The organism is Rhizobium sp. SL86, from assembly GCF_026672545.1.
Taxonomy (GTDB): Bacteria; Pseudomonadota; Alphaproteobacteria; order Rhizobiales; family Rhizobiaceae; genus Neorhizobium.
This window is the reverse complement of the sequence record NZ_JAPPRJ010000001.1, coordinates 2261171-2280278: the sequence shown is the minus strand read 5'-3', so window position 1 is coordinate 2280278 and position 19108 is coordinate 2261171. Positions and strand designations below refer to the sequence as shown.

Genomic DNA, 19108 nt, shown 5'->3' with positions numbered 1-19108 from the left:
CAAAAAGACGATCGCGCATGAAAAAAGGGGCCGCCGCTGGTGCGACGATCCCTCCTCAGTCCTTCTCAGCGGTGGATTTCGGGAGAAACGAGAAGGACTAATGGCCTGCCCCGGCGGGCGGTGCCGCCTTGGGCTTTGATATCAGGCTGACCAGCAGGATCAGCGATCCGAAGAGCACGGTGAGTGCCATGAAGACGTCGATGAAGGACATGACCGTGGCCTGCTGGCTCACCATGCCGGAGAGCTTGCTCAAGGCCGCACTCGTTCCATCGATACCATAGGCGCTGTAGTTCGCGCCGACATTGTCCAGCCAGGCGAGCGCGGCCGGATTTCCGAAATTCACATGCTCCGACAGCCGGGCGTAATGTTCGTCCGCCCGCTGCGTCAGCATGGTGTTGATGATCGCAAGGCCGACGGCACCGCCGAGGTTGCGCGTCAGGTTGTAGAGGCCGGACGCGTTCTGGATGCGCTGCGGCGGCAGCGTGCCGAGCGCGACATTGTTGATCGGCACCATGCACAACATCAGCGAGCAGCCGCGCAGGATCTGCGGCACGAGCAGTTCGTAAAAATCCCAGTCCGCCGTCAGTCCCGTCACCATATAGGTGCCGAGCGCAAAACCGAAGAAACCGATGCCCATCATCACCCGCGGATCGAGCTTGTTCGACAGCATGCCGGCAACGGGTGCGGTGAAGAACATCGCCATGCCGGACACGAACATGGTCTCGCCGATCATCAGCGCATCGTAACCGCGGATGCGGGCGAGATAGAGAGGATAGATATAGGTCAGGCCATAGAGGCCGACGCCCATGATGAAGGAAAACAGCGATCCGAACGCAAAATTCCGGTTCGTGAAAGCCTTCAGGTCGACGACCGGGAAATCCACCTTGAAGGCGCGCCAGAAGAACACCACCGCACCGACCACCATGGCGACCGTGCCCAACACGATGTGTTCGTCGCTGAACCAGTCCTTGTTGTTGCCTTCCTCCAGCACGTATTCGAGCGACCCGAGGAAGACCGCCATGGAGGCAAGTCCCCACCAGTCGAAACGCTTCATCAACTGGTGCTGCGGTTTGTCGAAATCGATGAAGCTCCAGGCCAGAACAGTGACGAAGATGCCGGGCACGATATTGACGAGGAACAGCCAGTGCCAGGAAAAGGCATTGCTGAGATAACCGCCGACCGTTGGCCCGATCGTCGGCGCGAGCGTCGCGATGAGACCGATGATCGGCGAGACAACCGAACGCTTGGAGGGCGGAAAGATGGTGAAGGCCGCCGCGAAAACGGACGGGATCATGCCACCGCCGATAAAACCCTGGATGGCGCGGTAGATGATCATCTGCTCGATATTGGTCGCCGTCGCGCAGAGCGCCGAGGCGATGGTGAACCCGCCGGCGCAGAGCGTGAAGAGAACACGGGTCGACAGGATGCGCGCCAGCGTTCCCGACAGCGGGATCATGATGACTTCGGCAATCAGATAGGATGTCTGCACCCAGGCGATTTCGTCAGAACCGGCGGAAAGGCCGGCCTGGATTTCCGCCAGCGACGCGGAGACGATCTGGATGTCGAGGATGGACATGAACATGCCGACGACCATCGCGAAGAAGGCGATGAGCTTGCGTCTATCCATCGGAGGGTCGGCTGGAATGGCGCCGACCACGGCAGTGGCAGCCATGAGGTGCTCCTTCACGAAACCCTGCAGCCCTTAACGGGCGGCAGCAGCTTCCTGTCCCTTGGGGGCCGTGCGCGTGTCGACATCCGCCACGACGCTGAGGCCCGCCCGCAGATGACCGCGCTCCAATTCCTCCTTGGGGATCGCGATCCGAACCGGAACACGCTGGACAACCTTGGTGAAATTGCCGGTCGCATTTTCCGGCGGCAGCAGCGAGAAGACGGCGCCCGAGGCCGGAGCGATCGACTGGACAGTGCCCTCGACCGACTGGTCGTCAAAGGCATCGACATGGATGCGAACCTTCGAGCCCGGCACGATATGGCCGATCTGGGTCTCCTTGAAGTTCGCCTCGACATAAAGCTCGGTCAGGGGAACGAGCGAGGCCAGGCGCTTGCCGCTCGACACCAGGTCACCGACCTGAACGGAGAGATTGCCGATGGTACCGTCATAGGGCGCCTTCAGCACCGTGAAGCTCAGGTCCCGCTCGGCCTGGTCGACAGCCAGTTCCTGCAGGCGCACGGTGTTGACCGCCTCTGCCCGCTGGGCTTTCAGGAGATCGATATTGGCCTGGGCCGAGGTAACCGCCGCTTCGCCGGCCGTCAGATTGGCCTTTGCCTGGTCAAGCGCCACCTGGGCATTGTCCAGTTCGGCCGTTGTGCCGATCGATTTCGCCGCCAGCTCGGCCGCACGCTTCTGGGTAATTTCGGCACCACGCAGGGCGGCCTGCAGTGCGCCCCGTTGCGCCTCAGACTGCTTCAGGCTCGCCTCGCCACCGCCAATCTGCGCATCGATACGGGCGACGGCAAGCCTGGCGCTTTCCACATTGGCCTTGGCCTGTTCAAGCGCCAGCACATAATCGCCCTGATCCAGCGTCACCAACGCATCGCCGGCCTTCACCCGCTGGTTCTCGACCACGTTGACCTTCTCGACGTAACCGGAAACCTTGGGCGAGATGACGGCGATATTGCCTTCCACATAGGCATCATCGGTCGAAATCAGGAACCGGCCATCCGTCCACCAGTTATAACCATACCAGCCGCCACCGGCGAGAAGCGCAATGATGAGAACCGGCAGAACCGGGCTGCGCTTCTTCTTTTTCGGTTCCTCGATGGAAGACTTGACATCCGCGGCACCGGCCGGCGCCGTCGTCGGTTTTTCCGACACCGGGGCATCCGTGCGGCCACGCGTAGGCTCTTCCACGGTGCTGTCGGCAGAAACGACGCGCAGCGAGCCTGTGTTGGATGAAGTCGTCATCATGATCACCGAAAAATGGGGCAGTTCGATCGAACCGAACGGTTCAGTTCAACTTGACATAATCCGGTCGATCGCACATATCAAGTGTCATCGAACCGGGCGGTTCGAATTCTTTTGCAAAACAGGATCACAGATGCTTGAAAACAGCTCCTCTCCTGACGAGACAGCCTGCGCCGCAGGCCGCTTCGCCGCGGGCGAGGATCCGGCCAAGCGAGAACAGATCCTGGATGGCGCCAAACGGGTCTTCATGCGGCTCGGTTTCGACGCCGCCAGCATGAACGACATCACCCGCGAGGCCGGCGTCTCCAAGGGAACGATCTACGTCTATTTCGAAAGCAAGGATGATCTGTTTGCCGCCTTCATGGAGCGCGAGCGGATGCGCACGGCAGCCTCCATGCGCGACATTCTGGATGGCAGCGAAGAGGTGGAGGAAGGGCTTTCCCGGTTCGGCCTCGCCTTCGTGCAGCGCGTCACCAGCGACGAGACCATTTCGGCCATGCGCACCATGATCAGCGTGGCGTCGCGCATGCCCATTCTCTCCCAGCGCTTCTTTCAGGGCGACTCGATGAACATCAGCTTCTTTCTGGAGCGGTTTTTCATTCGCCAGATCACCCGCGGCGCATTGCAGGTCAATGACGTAAGCTTGGCCTCCCGCCACTTCATCGACCTGTGCTCAGGCACCTTCATCAAAATGCGTCTGTTCGGGCATATGACAGAACCTCCCCGCCCGGAAGAGATCGAAAAGCATGTCGCAAGTGCGGTGAAGCTTTTTATGGCCGGGTACGGAGTGAATAACTGTCCCTAAAGACGGTTTCCGGCGGTTCGCTCACGCCAAGACTTACAACTTGAATCCTGTTGCCAATGACCTAGGTTTGCACTGCCGGAACCGATCCGGTTTGAGGGGCTTTTTATGCAGGACATCGTTCAACTTGTTCAGGATCCGGCGGCCTGGGTGGCGCTCGTCACGCTCGTCGTGATGGAGGTCGTGCTCGGCATCGACAACCTGATCTTCATTTCCATTCTCACCAATAAATTGCCCCCGGAAAACCGGGAAAAGGCCCGCAAGATCGGCATCGGTCTGGCGCTCCTCATGCGCCTTGGCCTCCTCGGCACCGTGGCCTGGATCGTCCAGTTGACGGAACCGGTGTTCGAAGCCTTCGGCCATGGTTTCTCCTGGAAGGACATGATCCTGATCGCCGGCGGCCTCTTCTTGGTCTGGAAGGCGACGAAGGAGATCCATCACAGCGTCGATCCGGAAGACCACAAGGACAATATGGTCGGCAATCCCGTCACCGCCTCCTTCGCTGCGGCCATCGGCCAGATCCTGCTGCTCGACCTCGTCTTTTCGATCGACAGCATCATCACCGCCGTCGGCATGACGCCGCATCTGCCGATCATGGTCGTCGCCGTCATCGCCGCCGTGACCGTAATGCTCGTCGCGGCCACGCCGCTTGCCAATTTCATCGAGAAGAATCCGACGATCGTCATGCTGGCGCTCGCCTTCCTGCTGATGATCGGCACGACGCTGATCGCCGAAGGCATGGGTTTCCACGTGCCGAAGGGTTACGTCTACGCCGCCATGGCCTTCTCGGCTCTCGTGGAGGTGCTCAACATGTTTGCCCGCAATGCCCGCCGTCGCAAGCGCGGCGCGGACCATGACGGCCAAACGGTGCATTAACAGCAACGATGGCCGCCGGGCGCTTGGAACTTTGTCTGCCGCGTTGTATTTAGGTGTGACGTAAAATCCTTCCCGGCGGCCTTCTGGCCGCCCTGCCCTTGCGGAGCGGCATGACCACCCAACAGATTCTCGCTTTCGCGGTCATCGCCGGCATGATGGCGGTCTTCATCTGGGACCGTTTCCGGTATGACATCGTCGCCTGCTGCGCGCTCGTTATCGCCGTTGCCCTGGGCGTCGTGCCCTTCGATCGCGCATTTTCCGGCTTTTCCGACGAGATCGTCATCATCGTCGGCAGCGCGCTCGTCGTCAGTGCCGGCGTTGCCCGTTCCGGCGTCGTGGAAACCGCGATCAAAAAACTCTTTCCGAACCTGAGTTCCCTGAAGGCGCAACTGGCGCTGCTGATGATCGTGGTGGCCGTGCTTTCGGCCTTCATCAAGAATATCGGGGCGCTTGCGATCATGATGCCGGTCGCCTTCCAGTTTGCCCGCCGCGCCGGCGTATCACCCAGCCGCTACCTGATGCCGATGGCCTTTTCCGCGCTGCTCGGTGGCCTGATGACACAGATCGGCACCTCGCCGAACATCGTCGTGTCCCGCCTTCGCGCCGAAATGACCGGCACGCCCTTCACCATGTTCGACTTCACCCCGGTCGGCGCCGTTCTGGCGCTGGTCGGCATTACCTTCCTGATGTTCTTCTACTGGCTGGTGCCGGAACGCCGCAAACAGGCGCTCAACATCGAGGAAGCGGTCGAAATCTCCAACTATGCCTCCGAAGCCACCGTCAGCGGGCAATCCACCGTCATGGGCAGGCCGCTCAGCGAACTGCTCAAGCTCGGGGATGGGGAAGTCGTCGCGACCGCGGTTCTGCGCGGCCCGACCCGCATGTCGCCCTTTCCCGATCTCGTGCTGCGCGAAGATGACAGCATCGTGCTGGAGGGGCGCTCCTCGGTTCTCGACCGGGTGATCTCCGGAGCCCGGCTGAAACTCTCCGGCAAGGCGATCCGTGAAGACGGCAAGGCGCAGCAGGACCTGATCTCGATCGAGGCGGTGATCTCCCGCCAGTCTGTTCTGGCCGGCCTGTCGGTGCGCGATCTTGCGCTGTCCTATACGCGGGGCGTCAATCTTCTGGCGGTCAGCCGCCGCGGCGAGCGCCTGCGCGAACGCCTGCGCGACCTTGTGCTGCAGGAAGGCGACGTGATCGTGCTGCAGGGCGGTCGCAAGACCCTGCCCATCGTGCTGCAGGATCTGGCGCTGCTGCCGCTGGCACAGCAGGAGGTGATGCTTGGCACCCAGCGCAAGGCGCTGATCCCGATCATCATCCTGGCACTTGCCATGATCTCGACGGCGCTCGGTTATGCGCCCGTGGCCGTTGCCTTCTTCACCGCAGCGCTCGGCATGGCGATCTTCGGCGCCATTCCCCTCAACGATCTCTACAAATCCGTCGACGGGCCAATCCTGGTCATGCTCGGCGCGCTGATCCCGGTCTCGGACAGTCTGCGCACCACAGGCGGCAGCGAACTGATCGCCGGCTGGCTGGGCCAGGTTGCCCATAGCCTGCCGCCGTTTGGCGCGATCGCGCTGATCATGATCACCGCCATGGCGGTGACCCCTTTCCTCAACAACGCGGCCACCGTGCTGGTCATGGGACCGATCGCCGTCAGCTTTGCGAGTGCGCTGAGCTACAGACCGGAGGCTTTCCTGATGGCGGTCGCAATCGGCGCCGGGTCGGATTTCCTCACCCCGGTCGGACACCAGTGCAACACGCTGGTCATGGGTCCGGGCGGCTACCGGTTTTCCGATTACCCACGCCTCGGCCTGCCGCTCTCCTTCCTGATCGTGATCGTGAGCGTGCCAACCCTCATGTGGTTCTGGCCGCTGCAATAACGCCGCCGCCTCATAATTCTTGACGCTTCCCGCAGAATATGCGCTAAGGCCTGCCAATCCCGAAGATTAAAAACAGCGCATCCCAAGGCGCTTTTCGAGTTGAAGCAGGCCCTCATGAGCACTTCCGGCGTTCGCGTCCGTATCGCACCTTCTCCCACTGGCGAGCCGCATGTCGGCACCGCCTACATCGCGCTGTTCAACTACCTCTTCGCCAAGAAACACGGCGGCGAGTTCATCCTGCGTATCGAGGATACCGACGCCACCCGCTCCACCCGCGAATTCGAGCAGAAGGTGCTTGATGCCCTGCGCTGGACGGGGCTGACCTGGGCAGAAGGCCCGGATGTCGGCGGCCCGTATGGCCCCTATCGCCAGTCCGACCGCAAGGACATGTACCAGCCCTACGCCCAGGAGCTTCTGGACAAGGGCCATGCCTTCCGCTGTTTCTGCACGCCGGAGCGGCTGGAGCAGATGCGCGAAGCACAGCGCGCCGCCGGCAAGCCGCCGAAATATGACGGCCACTGCCTGAACCTGACCGCCGAGGAAGTCACCGCGAAGATGGATGCGGGCGAAAGCTCCGTCATCCGCATGAAGATCCCGACGGAAGGCTCCTGCGACTTTACCGACGGCGTCTATGGCGACGTGTCGATCCCGTGGGATTCGGTTGACATGCAGGTCCTGATCAAGGGCGACGGCATGCCGACCTACCACATGGCAAACGTCATCGATGACCACCTGATGAAGATCACCCACGTGGCGCGTGGCGAGGAATGGCTGGCCTCGGTCCCGAAGCACATCCTGCTCTATCGCTATTTCGGCTGGGAGCAGCCGGTCTTCATGCACCTGTCGCTGATGCGCAATGCCGACAAATCGAAGCTGTCGAAGCGCAAGAACCCGACCTCGATCTCGTATTACTCGGCGCTCGGTTACCTGCCGGAAGCGCTGATGAACTTCCTCGGCCTGTTCTTCATCCAGATCGCCGAGGGCGAGGAACTGCTGTCGATGGACGAACTGGCGGCAAAGTTCGATCCGGAAGCCCTGTCAAAGGCCGGCGCGATCTTCGACATCCAGAAGCTCGACTGGCTGAACGGTCGCTGGCTGCGCGAAAAGCTTTCGCCGGAAGAATTCATCGCCCGCACGCTGACCTGGGCCATGGAAAACGAGCGCCTGACCGAAGGTTTGAAGCTGGCCCAGAGCCGCGTTTCCAAGCTCGGCGAACTGCCGAACCTCGCCGGTTTCATGCTTGCGAGCGATGTCGGCCTGACACCCGCCTCCTTCGGCGGCCTGAAGACCTCTCCGGCCGAGACGCTCGAAATCATCAATACCGTCCAGGCCGATTTCGAAAAGATGCCGGAATGGACCGTCGAGAGCATCGACCAGGAACTGCGTGCCGTGGCCGACAAGCTCGGCAAGAAGCTGCGCGTCGTGACCCCGCCGCTGTTCATCGCCATGTCGGGCAGCCAGCGCTCGCTGCCGCTGTTTGACAGCATGGCGCTGCTCGGCCGCTCCGTGGTGCGCCAGCGCCTGAAGATTGCCGCAACCGTGGTGGCTTCCATGGTGGGTGCAGAGAAGTAATTCTATCAGAGTGCCCCTCATCCGCCTGCCGGCACCTTCTCCCCGCAAGCGGGGAAAAGGGCGCTAGAGGCGCCGCAGCCGTCCCCTCGCCCCGCTTGCGGGGAGAGGGTTAGGGTGAGGGGCTAATCTTCCGGCAGAGACGCCGCGACAGGAACCGACCGATGACCGAACAGAAGACCGAACCCGCCCTCTCCTCCGACGCCACCGAAGTGCGCCGCCAGAAACTGGCACTGCTGCGCGACAAGATCGGCGACGTCTACCCGGCCCATTTCCACCGGACCATGACCAATGCGGAACTGGCGGAAAAATACGAAGGCCTGGAGCCGGACGTCGAGACGCAGGACGTGGTGACGGTCGCCGGCCGGGTCTATTCCTCGCGCAATTCCGGCATGTTCATGGATATCCGTGATGCCTCGGGCAAGGTGCAGATCTTCTCCCACAAGGACACGACCCCGGAGAGCGCCCGCGACATGCTGTCGATGATCGACATCGGCGACATCATCGGCGTGACCGGCCTTGTCCGTCGCACCAAGCGCGGCGAGCTGACGATCAACGCGCATGAGATCACCATGCTGACGAAGTCGCTGCTGCCGATGCCGGAAAAGTGGCACGGCGTCTCCGACATCGAACTGCGTTACCGCAAGCGCCATCTCGACATCATGTCGAACGACGAGAGCAAGCTGCGTTTCCAGCAGCGCTCGAAGATCGTCTCCGGTTTCCGCCGTTTCCTGGAAGGCGAAGGTTTCCTCGAAGTAGAAACCCCGATGCTGCAGACGGTCTATGGCGGCGCGACGGCCGATCCCTTCAAGACCTTCCACAACACGCTGAAGATGGACATGTATCTGCGCATTGCGCCGGAACTGTTCCTGAAGCGCACGCTGGTCTCCGGCCTGTCCGACAAGGTGTTCGAGATCAACCGCAACTTCCGCAACGAAGGCGTCTCGACCCGGCACAATCCCGAGTTCACCATGATGGAGTGCTACTGGGCCTATGCCGATTACGAGGACATGATGGGCCTCGTCGAGCGCCTGTTCGAGACGCTGGCCGTCTCGATCCACGGCACGACGGACGTCACCTTCGGCGACAAGACGCTGTCCTTCAAGGGTCCGTTCAAGCGCGTGCCGATGCCGGATGCGGTGAAGGAAGCAACGGGCATCGATTTCCTCGCGATCAAGACCGACGAGGAAGCCCGCGCCGCCGCCAAGGCCGCCGGTTTCGAAGTGGAGAAGGACTGGACCTGGGGCGAATGCCTTGCCTTCATCTTCGAGGAGAAGGTGGAAGGCACGCTGATCCAACCGAGCCATGTCACGCATTTCCCGAAGGACATTTCGCCCTTTGCCAAGGAAGTGCCGGGCGAGCCGCGTCTGGTCGAACGGTTCGAGACCTATTGCAACGCCTGGGAAGTGGGCAATGCCTTCTCGGAACTCAACGATCCGGAAGAACAGCGCCGCCGCATGGTGGAACAGCTGGAACAGGCCCATTCGCGTGGCGAAAAGGACAAGCAGCTGGACGACGAGTTCCTCGACGCGATCGATCAGGGCATGCCGCCGGCCGGTGGCCTCGGCATCGGTGTCGATCGCCTGATCATGCTGCTGACCAATGCCCCGTCGATCCGCGACGTCATCCTCTTCCCGGCCCGTCGCAACAAGGCGGACTGATCCGCAGATCATCCAATGATTATCGACGGCCCGCTTCGGCGGGCCGTTTTGCGTTCAGCGATGTCAAAGGTTAAAGTCGGCGACGCTCAATGACCGACCTTGGCCGGCGCCTGCGGCTGAGCGGCCTGCGGGGCTGGATCGGACTGAGGTTTGCCATCGGTCGGCGCGGCCACCTTCATTGGATCGATGCCGTCGCCATGTGCGGCCGGTGCTGCACCATGTTCCGCAGGATGACCGTTCGGTCCGGATGGACCGGTGCCCTCGCCGGCCGCCACCTCGGGTTTGTCCGATCCGAAAACCATGGCCTTCAGTCTTGTAAAGATGCCAGGTTCCTCGGTGACCGCCGTATGCTCGGGGCTCGGCACGGAATGATCGACCGCGGCGACCGCATTCGCGCCTTGATCCGCCGGCGCGTGCCCTTCGGCAACGGGTGCCGCCTCGGAGGATTTGCCGAAGATCATGCTCGTCAGCGAGCTGATCAGGCCCTCGCTTTCTGCGCCATGATCTCCCGTTTCCGCCCCTTCGGCCGCGGGTGCTGCATCATGCCCCTTGTCGTCTGCCGGCGCCTTTTCCTCGCCATGTGCATCGCTCTTGCCGTGGCCATCATCCTTGGCGTGGCTGTCGCTGCTGCCATGCGCATCCTTTTTGTCGGTCTTTGCGCCGTGGCCGCTGTCGTGCCCTGCAGCCGCATCGGTGACCGGGGATACGCAATCGGCCGTATCGGTGAGCGATGCCGCCATTGTCTTGACGTCTTCGAGCGGTGGATCGATACGCAAGCCGTAGAAATCGCCGTTCGCAGCAGCCGCACCTTCCACATAAAAGGCCGAATACATCGGGTCGGACGGGTCCGGTGCCTTTGTCGGATCCGGGATATAGACCACCTGGGCGCCGATCGCGCGGCCGCGCATGGCCGCGCGCTGGGTAGGACCGGACTTGTCGAGAACGGTAATCTGCACGAGATCGGCATGTTCAGCCGCCTGGACGGACTTTGCCACGCGCAGCGCCGTCTTCAGCCGTGCCGCCCCATCACCGCCTTCGGTGAAGACGTATTTGCGCACCCAGAACACGTTTTCGCGCTTGATCTTGACGAGCTGCAGGGTTGTGCATTCGAGGCCGTTCACCTCTTCGTAGGAGGGGCCCAGGAGCTTGTCTGCTCCAAAGTAGAGGGCCGCAGCGCCGCTTGCTCCGACGAAGAGAAAGCCGCCAAGCACGATGACGAGAGTCCGTGATAGCCGTATTTTTACGCCCTTCACGCCCGGAACTCCGGCATACGTAACCCCACTCCACGCAAAACATCTCGAGACAGTTCCGCATCCTGCGCGATTACTCTTGAGGAAGCTTTAATTCGGACCCCTGCGCTACCCTTTATTTATGTTTCAGAATGGGACGCCCGCAAGGCGTGCAGCTGAGGAATCAATTGCGAATGATTTGCAATAGCATTGACAACGGCGTTCTGCGCGTTAGCTTAGATTGCGAATGAGTTGCAATAGAGGATAAATTCCGTGCGAATGCGCCTGCTTGCTGCCCTTACCCTTTGCGCCTTCGGCCTTGCCGGTTCGCCGGCCTCGGCTGCCGACAAACCCAAGGTCGTCACCACCTTCACCATCATTGCCGACATGGCGAAAAATGTCGCAGGCGACGCCGCAGAGGTGGAAAGCATCACCAAACCCGGCGCCGAGATCCACAATTACCAGCCCACCCCGCGCGACATCTTGCGCGCGCGTGATGCCGATCTCGTTCTGCGAAACGGGCTTAACCTGGAGCAATGGTTCGAAAAATTCCTCGCCAACATGGGCAAGGTGCCAAGCGTGACCGTGTCGGAGGGCGTGGAGCCGATGGCGATTGCCGGCGGCGCCTATGAAGGAAAACCGAACCCACATGCCTGGATGTCGCCCACGAACGGTCTGATCTACGTGGAAAACATCCGCAAGGCGCTGACCGCGATCGATCCTGCCCACGCCGACACCTATGCCGCAAATGCGAAGACCTATTCCGACAAGATCAAGGCGACGGTCCAGCCGATCCGTGACCTGCTGGCGACGCTGCCGGAGAACCATCGCTGGCTGGTGACGAGCGAGGGCGCCTTCTCTTACCTCGCCCGCGATTTCGGTCTGAAGGAACTCTACCTCTGGCCGGTGAATGCCGACAGCCAGGGCACACCGCAGCAGGTGAAGGCGGTGATCGATGCCATGCGTGCCAACCAGGTGAACGTCATCTTCTCCGAAAGCACCGTGTCGCCCGATCCTGCCAAACAGGTGGCCCGCGAAACCGGCGCCAAATACGGCGGCATCCTCTATGTCGACAGTCTCAGCGATCCGGATGGCCCTGTTCCCACGTATCTGGATCTGTTGAAGGTCACGACCCAGACGATCGCAAAGGGACTGGCAGAATGATGATGGGAAAGGTGAAACCGCAGCCCGAAGGCCTGAAGGTGGAGGACGTGACCGTCTCCTACCGCAATGGCCACACCGCCCTGAAGCATGCGAGTTTCACGATCCCGAAGGGGACGATCACCGCGCTGGTCGGTGTCAACGGCGCCGGCAAATCGACACTCTTCAAGGCGGTCATGGGTTTCGTGCCGCTGTCCGGCGGCTCCGTGGAAATCCTGGGGTTGCCCGCCCGCGAGGCGCTCCGGAAAAACCTGGTCGCCTACGTACCGCAGGCCGAGGAGGTGGACTGGAATTTTCCGGTGCTGGTCGAAGACGTGGTGATGATGGGCCGTTACGGCCACATGAATTTCCTGCGCATTCCCTCCCGCCGTGACCAGCAGATGGTGACCGAGGCACTGCGCCGGGTGAACATGGAAGCCTTCCGCAAACGCCAGATCGGCGAACTGTCCGGCGGCCAACGCAAACGCGTGTTTCTCGCCCGGGCACTTGCCCAGGAAGGCCAGGTGATCCTGCTGGACGAGCCCTTTACCGGCGTCGATGTAACCACCGAAGAACAGATCATCGCGCTTTTGAAGGCCCTGCGCGATGAGGGCCGCGTGATGCTCGTCTCGACCCACAACCTTGGAAGCGTGCCGGATTTCTGCGATCGCACCGTCTTCGTCAAGGGCACCGTGATTGCCCATGGCCGCACGGAAGACACGTTCAACGAACAGAACCTGGAAAAGGCCTTCGGCGGCGTTTTGCGCCACTTCATCCTCGGTGGCGCCGATCTGCATGATGATGACGACACCCGACATGTCCGGGTGATCACCGATGACGAACGCCCCTTCGTCACCTATGGCGACGGCACATCCGGCAGTCTGACGCCGAAGCCGCGGGAAAAGGTCGATGCTCCCGATGCTTCTTGAGCCCTTCACCTACGGTTACATGCTGAACGCCATCTGGGTCAGCACGCTTGTCGGCTGCGTCTGCGGTTTTCTCTCCGCCTATCTGATGCTGAAAGGCTGGTCACTGATCGGCGACGCTCTCTCGCATGCCATCGTGCCGGGTGTGGCCGGTGCCTACATGCTGGGCTTGCCCTTCGCGCTCGGCGCCTTTCTCTCCGGCGGACTGGCCGCCGGCGCCATGCTCTTCCTCAACCAGCGCACCAGACTGAAGGAAGATGCGATCATCGGGCTGATCTTCACCTCTTTCTTCGGCCTTGGCCTGTTCATGGTCTCGCTCTCGCCGACCTCGGTGAACATCCAGACCATCGTGCTCGGCAATATTCTGGCGATCACGCCGGAGGATACGCTGCAGCTGGTGCTGATCGGCGGCATCAGCCTTGTCGTGCTGGCGCTGAAATGGAAGGACCTGATGGTCGCCTTTTTCGACGAAAACCATGCCCGCACCATCGGCCTCAGACCCGACCTTTTGAAGGCCGTGTTCTTCACGCTGCTTGCCGCCTCCACCGTCGCGGCACTGCAGACGGTGGGCGCCTTCCTCGTGGTCGCCATGGTCGTCACCCCCGGCGCGACGGCCTATCTGCTCACCGATCGTTTCGAGCGCCTGATCGTGATGGCCGCCGGCATCGGTGCGGCCACGAGTTTCTCCGGCGCCTATCTGAGCTATTTCCTCAACGGCGCGACCGGCGGCATTATCGTCGTGCTGCAGACCTTGATCTTCCTGATCGCGTTTGTGTTCGCCCCCAAACATGGGCTGCTGGCGGCGAAGCGACGCCGTGCGCAAGCCCTGGAGGAGCCGACATGAGCGAAACCCTGCAACTGCTGGCTCTCCCTTTCCAGCTACCCTTCATGCAGAACGCCTTCCTGGTGACGCTGATGATCGCGGTGCCGATGGCGATGCTCTCCTGTCTGCTGGTGCTGAAGGGCTGGTCGCTGATGGGGGATGCGGTTTCGCATGCCGTGCTGCCGGGCGTCGTGCTCGCCTACATGCTCTCACTGCCGCTCAGCCTCGGCGCTTTCCTGGCCGGCCTCGCCTGCGCACTTGCCACCGGATATTTGAAGGAAAACAGCCGTATCAAGGAAGACACGGTGCTCGGCATCGTCTTTTCCGGCATGTTCGGCCTTGGGCTGGTGATGTTCGTGGCGGTTCAAAGCGACGTCCATCTCGACCATATCCTGTTCGGCGACATGCTGGGCATTGCACCGCAGGATTTGATCGAGACCGGGCTGATCGCGCTCGCAGCCACCCTCTTCCTCGGCATCCTGCGCAAGGATCTTCTGCTGCACGCCTTCGACGCCCAGCACGCGAAGGCCATCGGCCTGCCGGTGCGCCTCCTGCATTACGGTCTGCTGGCGGTGCTCTCGCTGACCGTCGTCGGAGCCCTCACCGCCATCGGCATCATCCTCTCGGTCGCCTTCCTGGTCGCCCCCGGCGCAATCGCCTTCCTGCTGACCCGCCGGTTTCACGCCATGCTGCTGACCGCAATCGCCATCGCCACCGGCTGCAGCCTTTTTGGCATCTATCTCAGCTTCTTCATCGACAGCGCCCCGGCACCGACAATCGTGCTTTTGATGACAGCGGTATTTCTGCTCGCTTTCATCAGGACGACTCTGCAGGCAAAGGCCGCCACGCCGACAGCATAAAAAACGGCCCGCTCTATTCGAGCGAGCCGTTTTCTCATGCGTGACTGTCGCGGAGGTCAGGCGGCAGCCAGTTCCTTCGTCACCATGGTGCGCAGTGCCACGAGATCCTTGGCGAAGGCGCGGATGCCTTCGGACAGCTTTTCCGTCGCCATGGCGTCTTCGTTGAGCATCCAGCGGAAGGTCTTCTCGTCGATCGGCTGGAACGGATCTTCGGTGATGTTGTCGGGCGAGAGCTTGCGCTCCAGCGTGCCTTCGGCCTTGTCCAGTTCGTCGAGCAGCGCCGGGCTGATCGTCAGGCGGTCGCAGCCGGCCAGCGCTTCGATCTCGCCGGCATTGCGGAAGGAGGCGCCCATGACGATCGTGCTGATGCCGTTCGCCTTGTAATAGTTATAAATCTGCCGCACCGAGATGACGCCCGGATCTGTTTCGGACGTATAGTCCTGACCAGTGGACTTCTTGTACCAGTCGAGGATACGGCCGACGAAGGGCGAGATGAGGAACGCCTTGGCGTCAGCGCAGGCAATCGCCTGGGCCTTGGAGAAGAGCAGCGTCAGGTTGCAGTCTATGCCTTCCGTCTGCAGCACTTCGGCGGCCTTGATGCCTTCCCAGGTGGAGGCGAGCTTGATCAGGATGCGGTCGCGCTCAATGCCGCGCTCCTTGTAGGCGGCGATGATGCCGCGTGCCTTGGTGATCGAGGCTTCGGTATCGAAGGAGAGGTCGGCATCCACTTCCGTCGATACACGGCCCGGCACGAGCTCGGCGAGCGCTGCACCGACGGAGATCGCCAGACGGTCGGCAACGGCGGCAACCACCGCTTCGGAAGACCCATTCTGGCTTTTGCCCCAGGTAACGGCTTCCTTGACCCGGTCGGCAAAGACGGGCGTGCCGAGCGCCTTCAGGACGATGGTCGGATTGGTGGTGCAATCCACCGGCTTCAGGCGTGCAACCGCCTCGATATCACCGGTATCGGCCACGACCGTGGTCATGGAACGCAATTGTTCAAGCTTGGAGGCCATGCGGAATTTCCTCAAGGGTTCTGGCAGAAGGAAGATGGTTTCATCCTCCGTTATCCATCATATCTGCGCGCGCCCGCGCGAATGTCAAGGACATTTGCCGATCACATTTGACATTTGTTCCATGGCTCTCGATAGTATCCCCATCGAAAACGAGGATGCATGCGCCTTGGCGAAGCTCAGACGCGAAACCCATATCGCCTATTCCGAAGCAGCCTCCCTGCGCCTGAGGGCGGCCTGGCTCTATTACAATCAGGGCCTGACGCAAAAGGATGTGGCGGAAAAGCTCGGCATCAGCCGGTCCACGGTCATCCGCATGCTGGACGAAGCGGTGAAGCGCGCCGAGGTGCAGATCTGGATCAGCGAAGGCATTGAGGATTGCGTCGCGCTCGCAGTGCAGCTCGAAAAGGCGTTTGGTCTGGATGAGGCGGTCGTTGTGCCCTCACCGGCAAGCGAGGACGCCGCTGCAATTGCCAAGGCGGTAGGCCTGGCGCTGGGCCAGTTCCTGACCGAGGTGGTGACCGACGATATGACGATCGGCGTCGGCTGGGGCCGCACCATGACCGCCTCCCTTTCCGGGTTTCGCCCGCCGCGGCGGCAGAACTGCAAGGTGGTGTCCCTGCTCGGCGGCATCGTCGCCGTACACCAGACGAACCCGATCGACTACACGTGGCGGCTGGCAAGCCAGCTTGGCGCCGAATGTTATATGTTTCTGGCACCTTTGCTGGTCGATTCCGTCGCCACCAAAAGGGCGCTGATCGATGAATGCGGCCTGAAGACACTCTACGATCTGGCGGAAAATCTCGATCTCGCCATCGTTTCCTGCGGCGATATCGGCCCGCACTCCACCTCGCTGTCGGAGGGCTTCATCAGCCATGAGACGCTGTCCGAACTGGTGGAGCGCGGCTGCGTCTGCGACACCATGTTCAACTTTCTCGATGCCGAGGGCCGCACGATCGATCACCCGATCAACGAGCGGGTCATGTCCATCGATCTCGACACACTGAAAAAGGCCAGACACATCGTGCTCTCCTCCGGCGGCGCACACCGGGCAGAGGCGATCCGCGCCACCATCCGCCGCATCGGCTGCAACACGCTGATCACCGATGAAAGTGCGGCGCGGGAGTTGTTGCGGCTGGTAGGCTAAACCTCATCGGGCCATTGCCGGGCACCATGCTGCACGAACAGGACTTCAACGATATCCTCGCGCACCCGATAGGCGACCACATAGGACGTGCCGGAAATCACAAGCTCCCGGGTGCCGTCGATCTCTCCGGCACGACCGAGAAATGGATTCGACGTAAGCAGCGACGCTGTCTTCTGATGGATCGTTTTTGTCAGCCGTGCCGCAGCCCTTCTATCATGTTGCGCGACATAGTCTCCGATGGCCTCAAGCTCGTTCAGATAACGCATGGTCCAAACGAGTTTCACAGCGCCTCACGCAGGGCCGTACTTGTTGAGAACATCCGCGATTTCGGCTTCCGTTGCGAACTTCCCTTCATCGGCATCCGCAAGGCCAGCCTGGACGCCGGCAATCCATCGCTCCTGCCAGTCCAGTGACCGACCGTGGGACAGAGCATCCTCAATGATGGCACTGCGGGAACGCTGGCTCCGCGCCGAAAGACGCTCCAGACGACGGTCGAGATCTTCTGAAAGTTCGATGCTGCTTCTCATGGATGCAGTCTCTCACATTCTCCGAGACACGCCAATATCGTGCCTCACACTCTCCCCGCCTCCCAGCCGAGAATGGCGCGCTTGCGGGTCAGCCCCCAGTGATAGCCGGTCAGCGCGCCGCTTTTGCCGAGCGCCCGGTGGCAAGGCACAACAAAGGAGATGGGGTTGCGGCCGATGGCAGCACCCACGGCGCGGCTTGCCGTCGGCTGGCCGATGTCGCGCGCCACGTCGGAATAGGTGACCGCCTTGCCGAAGGGGATCTTCAACAGGCTCTGCCAGACGCGCACCTGGAAATCCGAACCGATCAGCACGACGCGCAGCGGCTCCTGCGAGGACCAGCGACCGGGATCGAAGATGCGGGCCACATAAGGCGCCGTCGCCTGCTGATCGGCCACATACTCGGCATTCGGCCAGCGTTTCGCCATGTCCTCGAAACAGGACTCGCGGCCACCCTCGTCATCGGCAAAGGCAAGGCCTGCCAGACCGCGATCGGTCGCCATCACCAGCGCAAGCCCGAAGGGAGATGGGTGGAAGCCGTAGCGGATCGTCAGCCCACCACCCTTCGCCTTCCATTCGCCGGGGCTCATCGCCTCATGCGTGACGAAAAGATCGTGCAGGCGGCCCGGGCCGGAGAGACCGATCTCATAAGCCGTTTCGAGAAGCGGCAGCTGTTCGTCACCCAGAAGCCGCTTGGCATGGTCGAGGGTCACCGCCTGCAGGAAGGCCTTGGGTGACAGGCCCGCCCAGCGGGTAAACACCTTCTGCAATTGGGTCGGCGACTGGCCGATTTCGGTGGCGATCCTCTCCAGAGAGGGCTGGTCGCGGTAATCGAGCGTGATCAGTTCGATCACTCGGCTGACGATGGCATAATCCTCGCCGTCCGGCGTGATATCGGTCGCGCAATCTGGCGCGGGTGTGAAGGCATTCATGGGCAGATCCTCGTGGTGCGGAAAATCTCCCATGATGCGTCCAGAGATGCCACCCGATTCTTGCTCCTTCGGCGGTCACCTCGTAGAACCTCTGTGGCCACCCTGAGTAACATTGAAAGAAAGCCTCTTATCGGAGAGAGCGGTGACGAAAGATACACTGTTGGCCGGTCTCGCAGGACGGATCATTGCTGTCGCGCATACACGCACGGTGGTCGCAGTGGATGGAGTCGATGGCGCCGGCAAGTCACATCTGGCCGACCACCTAGCACTCCACATGGAAAACAACGGATGGGAAATCATCAGAGCAAGTATCGATGATTTTCATAATGAACGTGAAGTCCGCTATCGACAGGGGAAAACATCGCCGCAGGGATTTTTCCAGGATTCCTACAACTACCCGGCCCTCAGGCAGGAACTGCTTGAGCCGTTCAAGAGCGGCGCATCTTCAATAGCGGTCACATTCTTTGATCACCGCACCAATGCAAGAACCTCAACCCCGAGACGGCAAATTACAACACCAAGAGCCATTCTCATCCTTGATGGGATATTCCTTCATCGACCCGAGCTACGGGACATGTGGGATGTAAGCCTCTATCTCACCGTCCCATTCAGCGTCACCTACGCCCGCATGGCGCATCGAGATGGATCAAATCCCGATCCGCAAGCGCCCGAGAACAAACGTTATCTGAAGGGGCAGGAGATTTACCTTTCAACCTGCAGCCCGCAGGACCATGCGACCTTTGTGATCGACAATTCGAACTTCCAGCGTCCTGCTCTCACGGAAGACCGTCTCTAATCGC

18 protein-coding genes are annotated in these 19108 nt (G+C 61.3%); 11 read left to right on the top strand and 7 right to left on the bottom strand.

Annotated features, from left to right (window positions below; translation table 11 throughout):
* Window positions 1-97: 97 nt before the first annotated feature.
* Together OU993_RS11225 and OU993_RS11220 are read right to left on the bottom strand one after the other, a co-directional pair.
* The gene (locus OU993_RS11225; protein ID WP_268157061.1) at window positions 98-1672 is read right to left on the bottom strand and encodes a DHA2 family efflux MFS transporter permease subunit; all 1575 of its coding nucleotides are present in this window, start codon (window positions 1670-1672) and stop codon (window positions 98-100) included.
* A 30-nt stretch (window positions 1673-1702) separates the two neighbouring features.
* Window positions 1703-2923, bottom strand: a complete 1221-nt coding sequence (locus tag OU993_RS11220) for an HlyD family secretion protein (protein WP_268157059.1) — start codon at window positions 2921-2923, stop codon at window positions 1703-1705.
* Between the two features lie 133 nt (window positions 2924-3056).
* Between OU993_RS11220 and OU993_RS11215 the strand changes: the two genes are divergently transcribed.
* From OU993_RS11215 to lysS, 5 genes are all read left to right on the top strand, one after another.
* Complete coding sequence (locus tag OU993_RS11215) at window positions 3057-3728, top strand: TetR/AcrR family transcriptional regulator (RefSeq protein ID WP_268157674.1); 672 nt, start codon at window positions 3057-3059, stop codon at window positions 3726-3728.
* A gap of 105 nt (window positions 3729-3833) precedes the next feature.
* Window positions 3834-4601 (top strand): TerC family protein, encoded by a 768-nt coding sequence (locus tag OU993_RS11210; RefSeq protein WP_268157058.1) that lies wholly within the window; start codon window positions 3834-3836, stop codon window positions 4599-4601.
* 110 nt (window positions 4602-4711) lie between these two features.
* Entirely contained in the window at window positions 4712-6484 is a 1773-nt protein-coding gene (locus OU993_RS11205; RefSeq protein WP_326493830.1) for an SLC13 family permease, read from the top strand.
* 114 nt (window positions 6485-6598) lie between these two features.
* On the top strand, window positions 6599-8056 hold the full coding sequence (gltX, locus tag OU993_RS11200) for a glutamate--tRNA ligase (RefSeq protein ID WP_268157057.1): 1458 nt from the start codon (window positions 6599-6601) through the stop codon (window positions 8054-8056).
* A gap of 161 nt (window positions 8057-8217) precedes the next feature.
* Entirely contained in the window at window positions 8218-9714 is a 1497-nt protein-coding gene (gene lysS / locus OU993_RS11195; RefSeq protein ID WP_268157055.1) for a lysine--tRNA ligase, read from the top strand.
* Window positions 9715-9800: 86 nt separating this feature from the next.
* On the opposite strand, the gene OU993_RS11190 is transcribed toward lysS, so the two are convergent.
* Window positions 9801-10967, bottom strand: coding sequence for a hypothetical protein (locus OU993_RS11190; protein WP_268157053.1), 1167 nt, complete (start codon window positions 10965-10967; stop codon window positions 9801-9803).
* A gap of 255 nt (window positions 10968-11222) precedes the next feature.
* Between OU993_RS11190 and OU993_RS11185 the strand changes: the two genes are divergently transcribed.
* From OU993_RS11185 to OU993_RS11170, 4 genes are read left to right on the top strand one after another with little or no spacing between them, the layout of a single operon-like run.
* Window positions 11223-12107 (top strand): metal ABC transporter substrate-binding protein, encoded by an 885-nt coding sequence (locus OU993_RS11185; protein WP_268157670.1) that lies wholly within the window; start codon window positions 11223-11225, stop codon window positions 12105-12107.
* Window positions 12104-13012: a manganese/iron ABC transporter ATP-binding protein gene (locus OU993_RS11180; RefSeq protein ID WP_442792907.1), complete on the top strand. Its 909-nt coding sequence runs from the start codon at window positions 12104-12106 to the stop codon at window positions 13010-13012. Before OU993_RS11185 ends, OU993_RS11180 begins: the two co-directional genes overlap by 4 nt.
* On the top strand, window positions 12993-13853 hold the full coding sequence (locus OU993_RS11175; RefSeq protein WP_268157051.1) for a metal ABC transporter permease: 861 nt from the start codon (window positions 12993-12995) through the stop codon (window positions 13851-13853). The genes OU993_RS11180 and OU993_RS11175 overlap by 20 nt, the downstream gene beginning before the upstream one ends.
* Complete coding sequence (locus tag OU993_RS11170) at window positions 13850-14692, top strand: metal ABC transporter permease (RefSeq protein ID WP_268157050.1); 843 nt, start codon at window positions 13850-13852, stop codon at window positions 14690-14692. Before OU993_RS11175 ends, OU993_RS11170 begins: the two co-directional genes overlap by 4 nt.
* A 56-nt stretch (window positions 14693-14748) precedes the next feature.
* On the opposite strand, the gene tal is transcribed toward OU993_RS11170, so the two are convergent.
* Entirely contained in the window at window positions 14749-15708 is a 960-nt protein-coding gene (gene tal / locus OU993_RS11165; protein WP_268157048.1) for a transaldolase, read from the bottom strand.
* Window positions 15709-15874: 166 nt separating this feature from the next.
* On the opposite strand from tal, the gene OU993_RS11160 reads away from it, so the two are divergent.
* The gene (locus tag OU993_RS11160; protein WP_268157046.1) at window positions 15875-16852 is read left to right on the top strand and encodes a sugar-binding transcriptional regulator; all 978 of its coding nucleotides are present in this window, start codon (window positions 15875-15877) and stop codon (window positions 16850-16852) included.
* Here the strand turns inward: OU993_RS11160 and OU993_RS11155 are convergent.
* From OU993_RS11155 to OU993_RS11145, 3 genes are read right to left on the bottom strand one after another with little or no spacing between them, the layout of a single operon-like run.
* The gene (locus OU993_RS11155; protein ID WP_268157044.1) at window positions 16849-17136 is read right to left on the bottom strand and encodes a type II toxin-antitoxin system RelE/ParE family toxin; all 288 of its coding nucleotides are present in this window, start codon (window positions 17134-17136) and stop codon (window positions 16849-16851) included. The genes OU993_RS11160 and OU993_RS11155 overlap by 4 nt on opposite strands.
* A gap of 6 nt (window positions 17137-17142) precedes the next feature.
* Window positions 17143-17379, bottom strand: a complete 237-nt coding sequence (locus tag OU993_RS11150; RefSeq protein WP_268157043.1) for a CopG family ribbon-helix-helix protein — start codon at window positions 17377-17379, stop codon at window positions 17143-17145.
* A gap of 44 nt (window positions 17380-17423) precedes the next feature.
* On the bottom strand, window positions 17424-18308 hold the full coding sequence (locus OU993_RS11145) for a bifunctional helix-turn-helix domain-containing protein/methylated-DNA--[protein]-cysteine S-methyltransferase (protein ID WP_268157041.1): 885 nt from the start codon (window positions 18306-18308) through the stop codon (window positions 17424-17426).
* Window positions 18309-18450: 142 nt separating this feature from the next.
* On the opposite strand from OU993_RS11145, the gene OU993_RS11140 reads away from it, so the two are divergent.
* Window positions 18451-19104: a uridine kinase gene (locus OU993_RS11140; protein ID WP_268157039.1), complete on the top strand. Its 654-nt coding sequence runs from the start codon at window positions 18451-18453 to the stop codon at window positions 19102-19104.
* Window positions 19105-19108 lie beyond the last annotated feature (4 nt).

Bases quoted from the DNA above. Each gene is read 5' to 3' on its own strand.
- OU993_RS11225 (WP_268157061.1), bottom strand. From the start codon at position 1,672: ATGGCTGCCACTGCCGTGGTCGGCGCCATTCCAGCCGACCCTCCGATG.
- OU993_RS11220 (WP_268157059.1), bottom strand. From the start codon at position 2,923: ATGACGACTTCATCCAACACAGGCTCGCTGCGCGTCGTTTCTGCCGAC.
- OU993_RS11215 (WP_268157674.1), top strand. From the start codon at position 3,057: ATGCTTGAAAACAGCTCCTCTCCTGACGAGACAGCCTGCGCCGCAGGC.
- OU993_RS11210 (WP_268157058.1), top strand. From the start codon at position 3,834: ATGCAGGACATCGTTCAACTTGTTCAGGATCCGGCGGCCTGGGTGGCG.
- OU993_RS11205 (WP_326493830.1), top strand. From the start codon at position 4,712: ATGACCACCCAACAGATTCTCGCTTTCGCGGTCATCGCCGGCATGATG.
- gltX (WP_268157057.1), top strand. From the start codon at position 6,599: ATGAGCACTTCCGGCGTTCGCGTCCGTATCGCACCTTCTCCCACTGGC.
- lysS (WP_268157055.1), top strand. From the start codon at position 8,218: ATGACCGAACAGAAGACCGAACCCGCCCTCTCCTCCGACGCCACCGAA.
- OU993_RS11185 (WP_268157670.1), top strand. From the start codon at position 11,223: ATGCGCCTGCTTGCTGCCCTTACCCTTTGCGCCTTCGGCCTTGCCGGT.
- OU993_RS11180 (WP_442792907.1), top strand. From the start codon at position 12,104: ATGATGATGGGAAAGGTGAAACCGCAGCCCGAAGGCCTGAAGGTGGAG.
- OU993_RS11175 (WP_268157051.1), top strand. From the start codon at position 12,993: ATGCTCCCGATGCTTCTTGAGCCCTTCACCTACGGTTACATGCTGAAC.
- OU993_RS11170 (WP_268157050.1), top strand. From the start codon at position 13,850: ATGAGCGAAACCCTGCAACTGCTGGCTCTCCCTTTCCAGCTACCCTTC.
- tal (WP_268157048.1), bottom strand. From the start codon at position 15,708: ATGGCCTCCAAGCTTGAACAATTGCGTTCCATGACCACGGTCGTGGCC.
- OU993_RS11150 (WP_268157043.1), bottom strand. From the start codon at position 17,379: ATGAGAAGCAGCATCGAACTTTCAGAAGATCTCGACCGTCGTCTGGAG.
- OU993_RS11145 (WP_268157041.1), bottom strand. From the start codon at position 18,308: ATGAATGCCTTCACACCCGCGCCAGATTGCGCGACCGATATCACGCCG.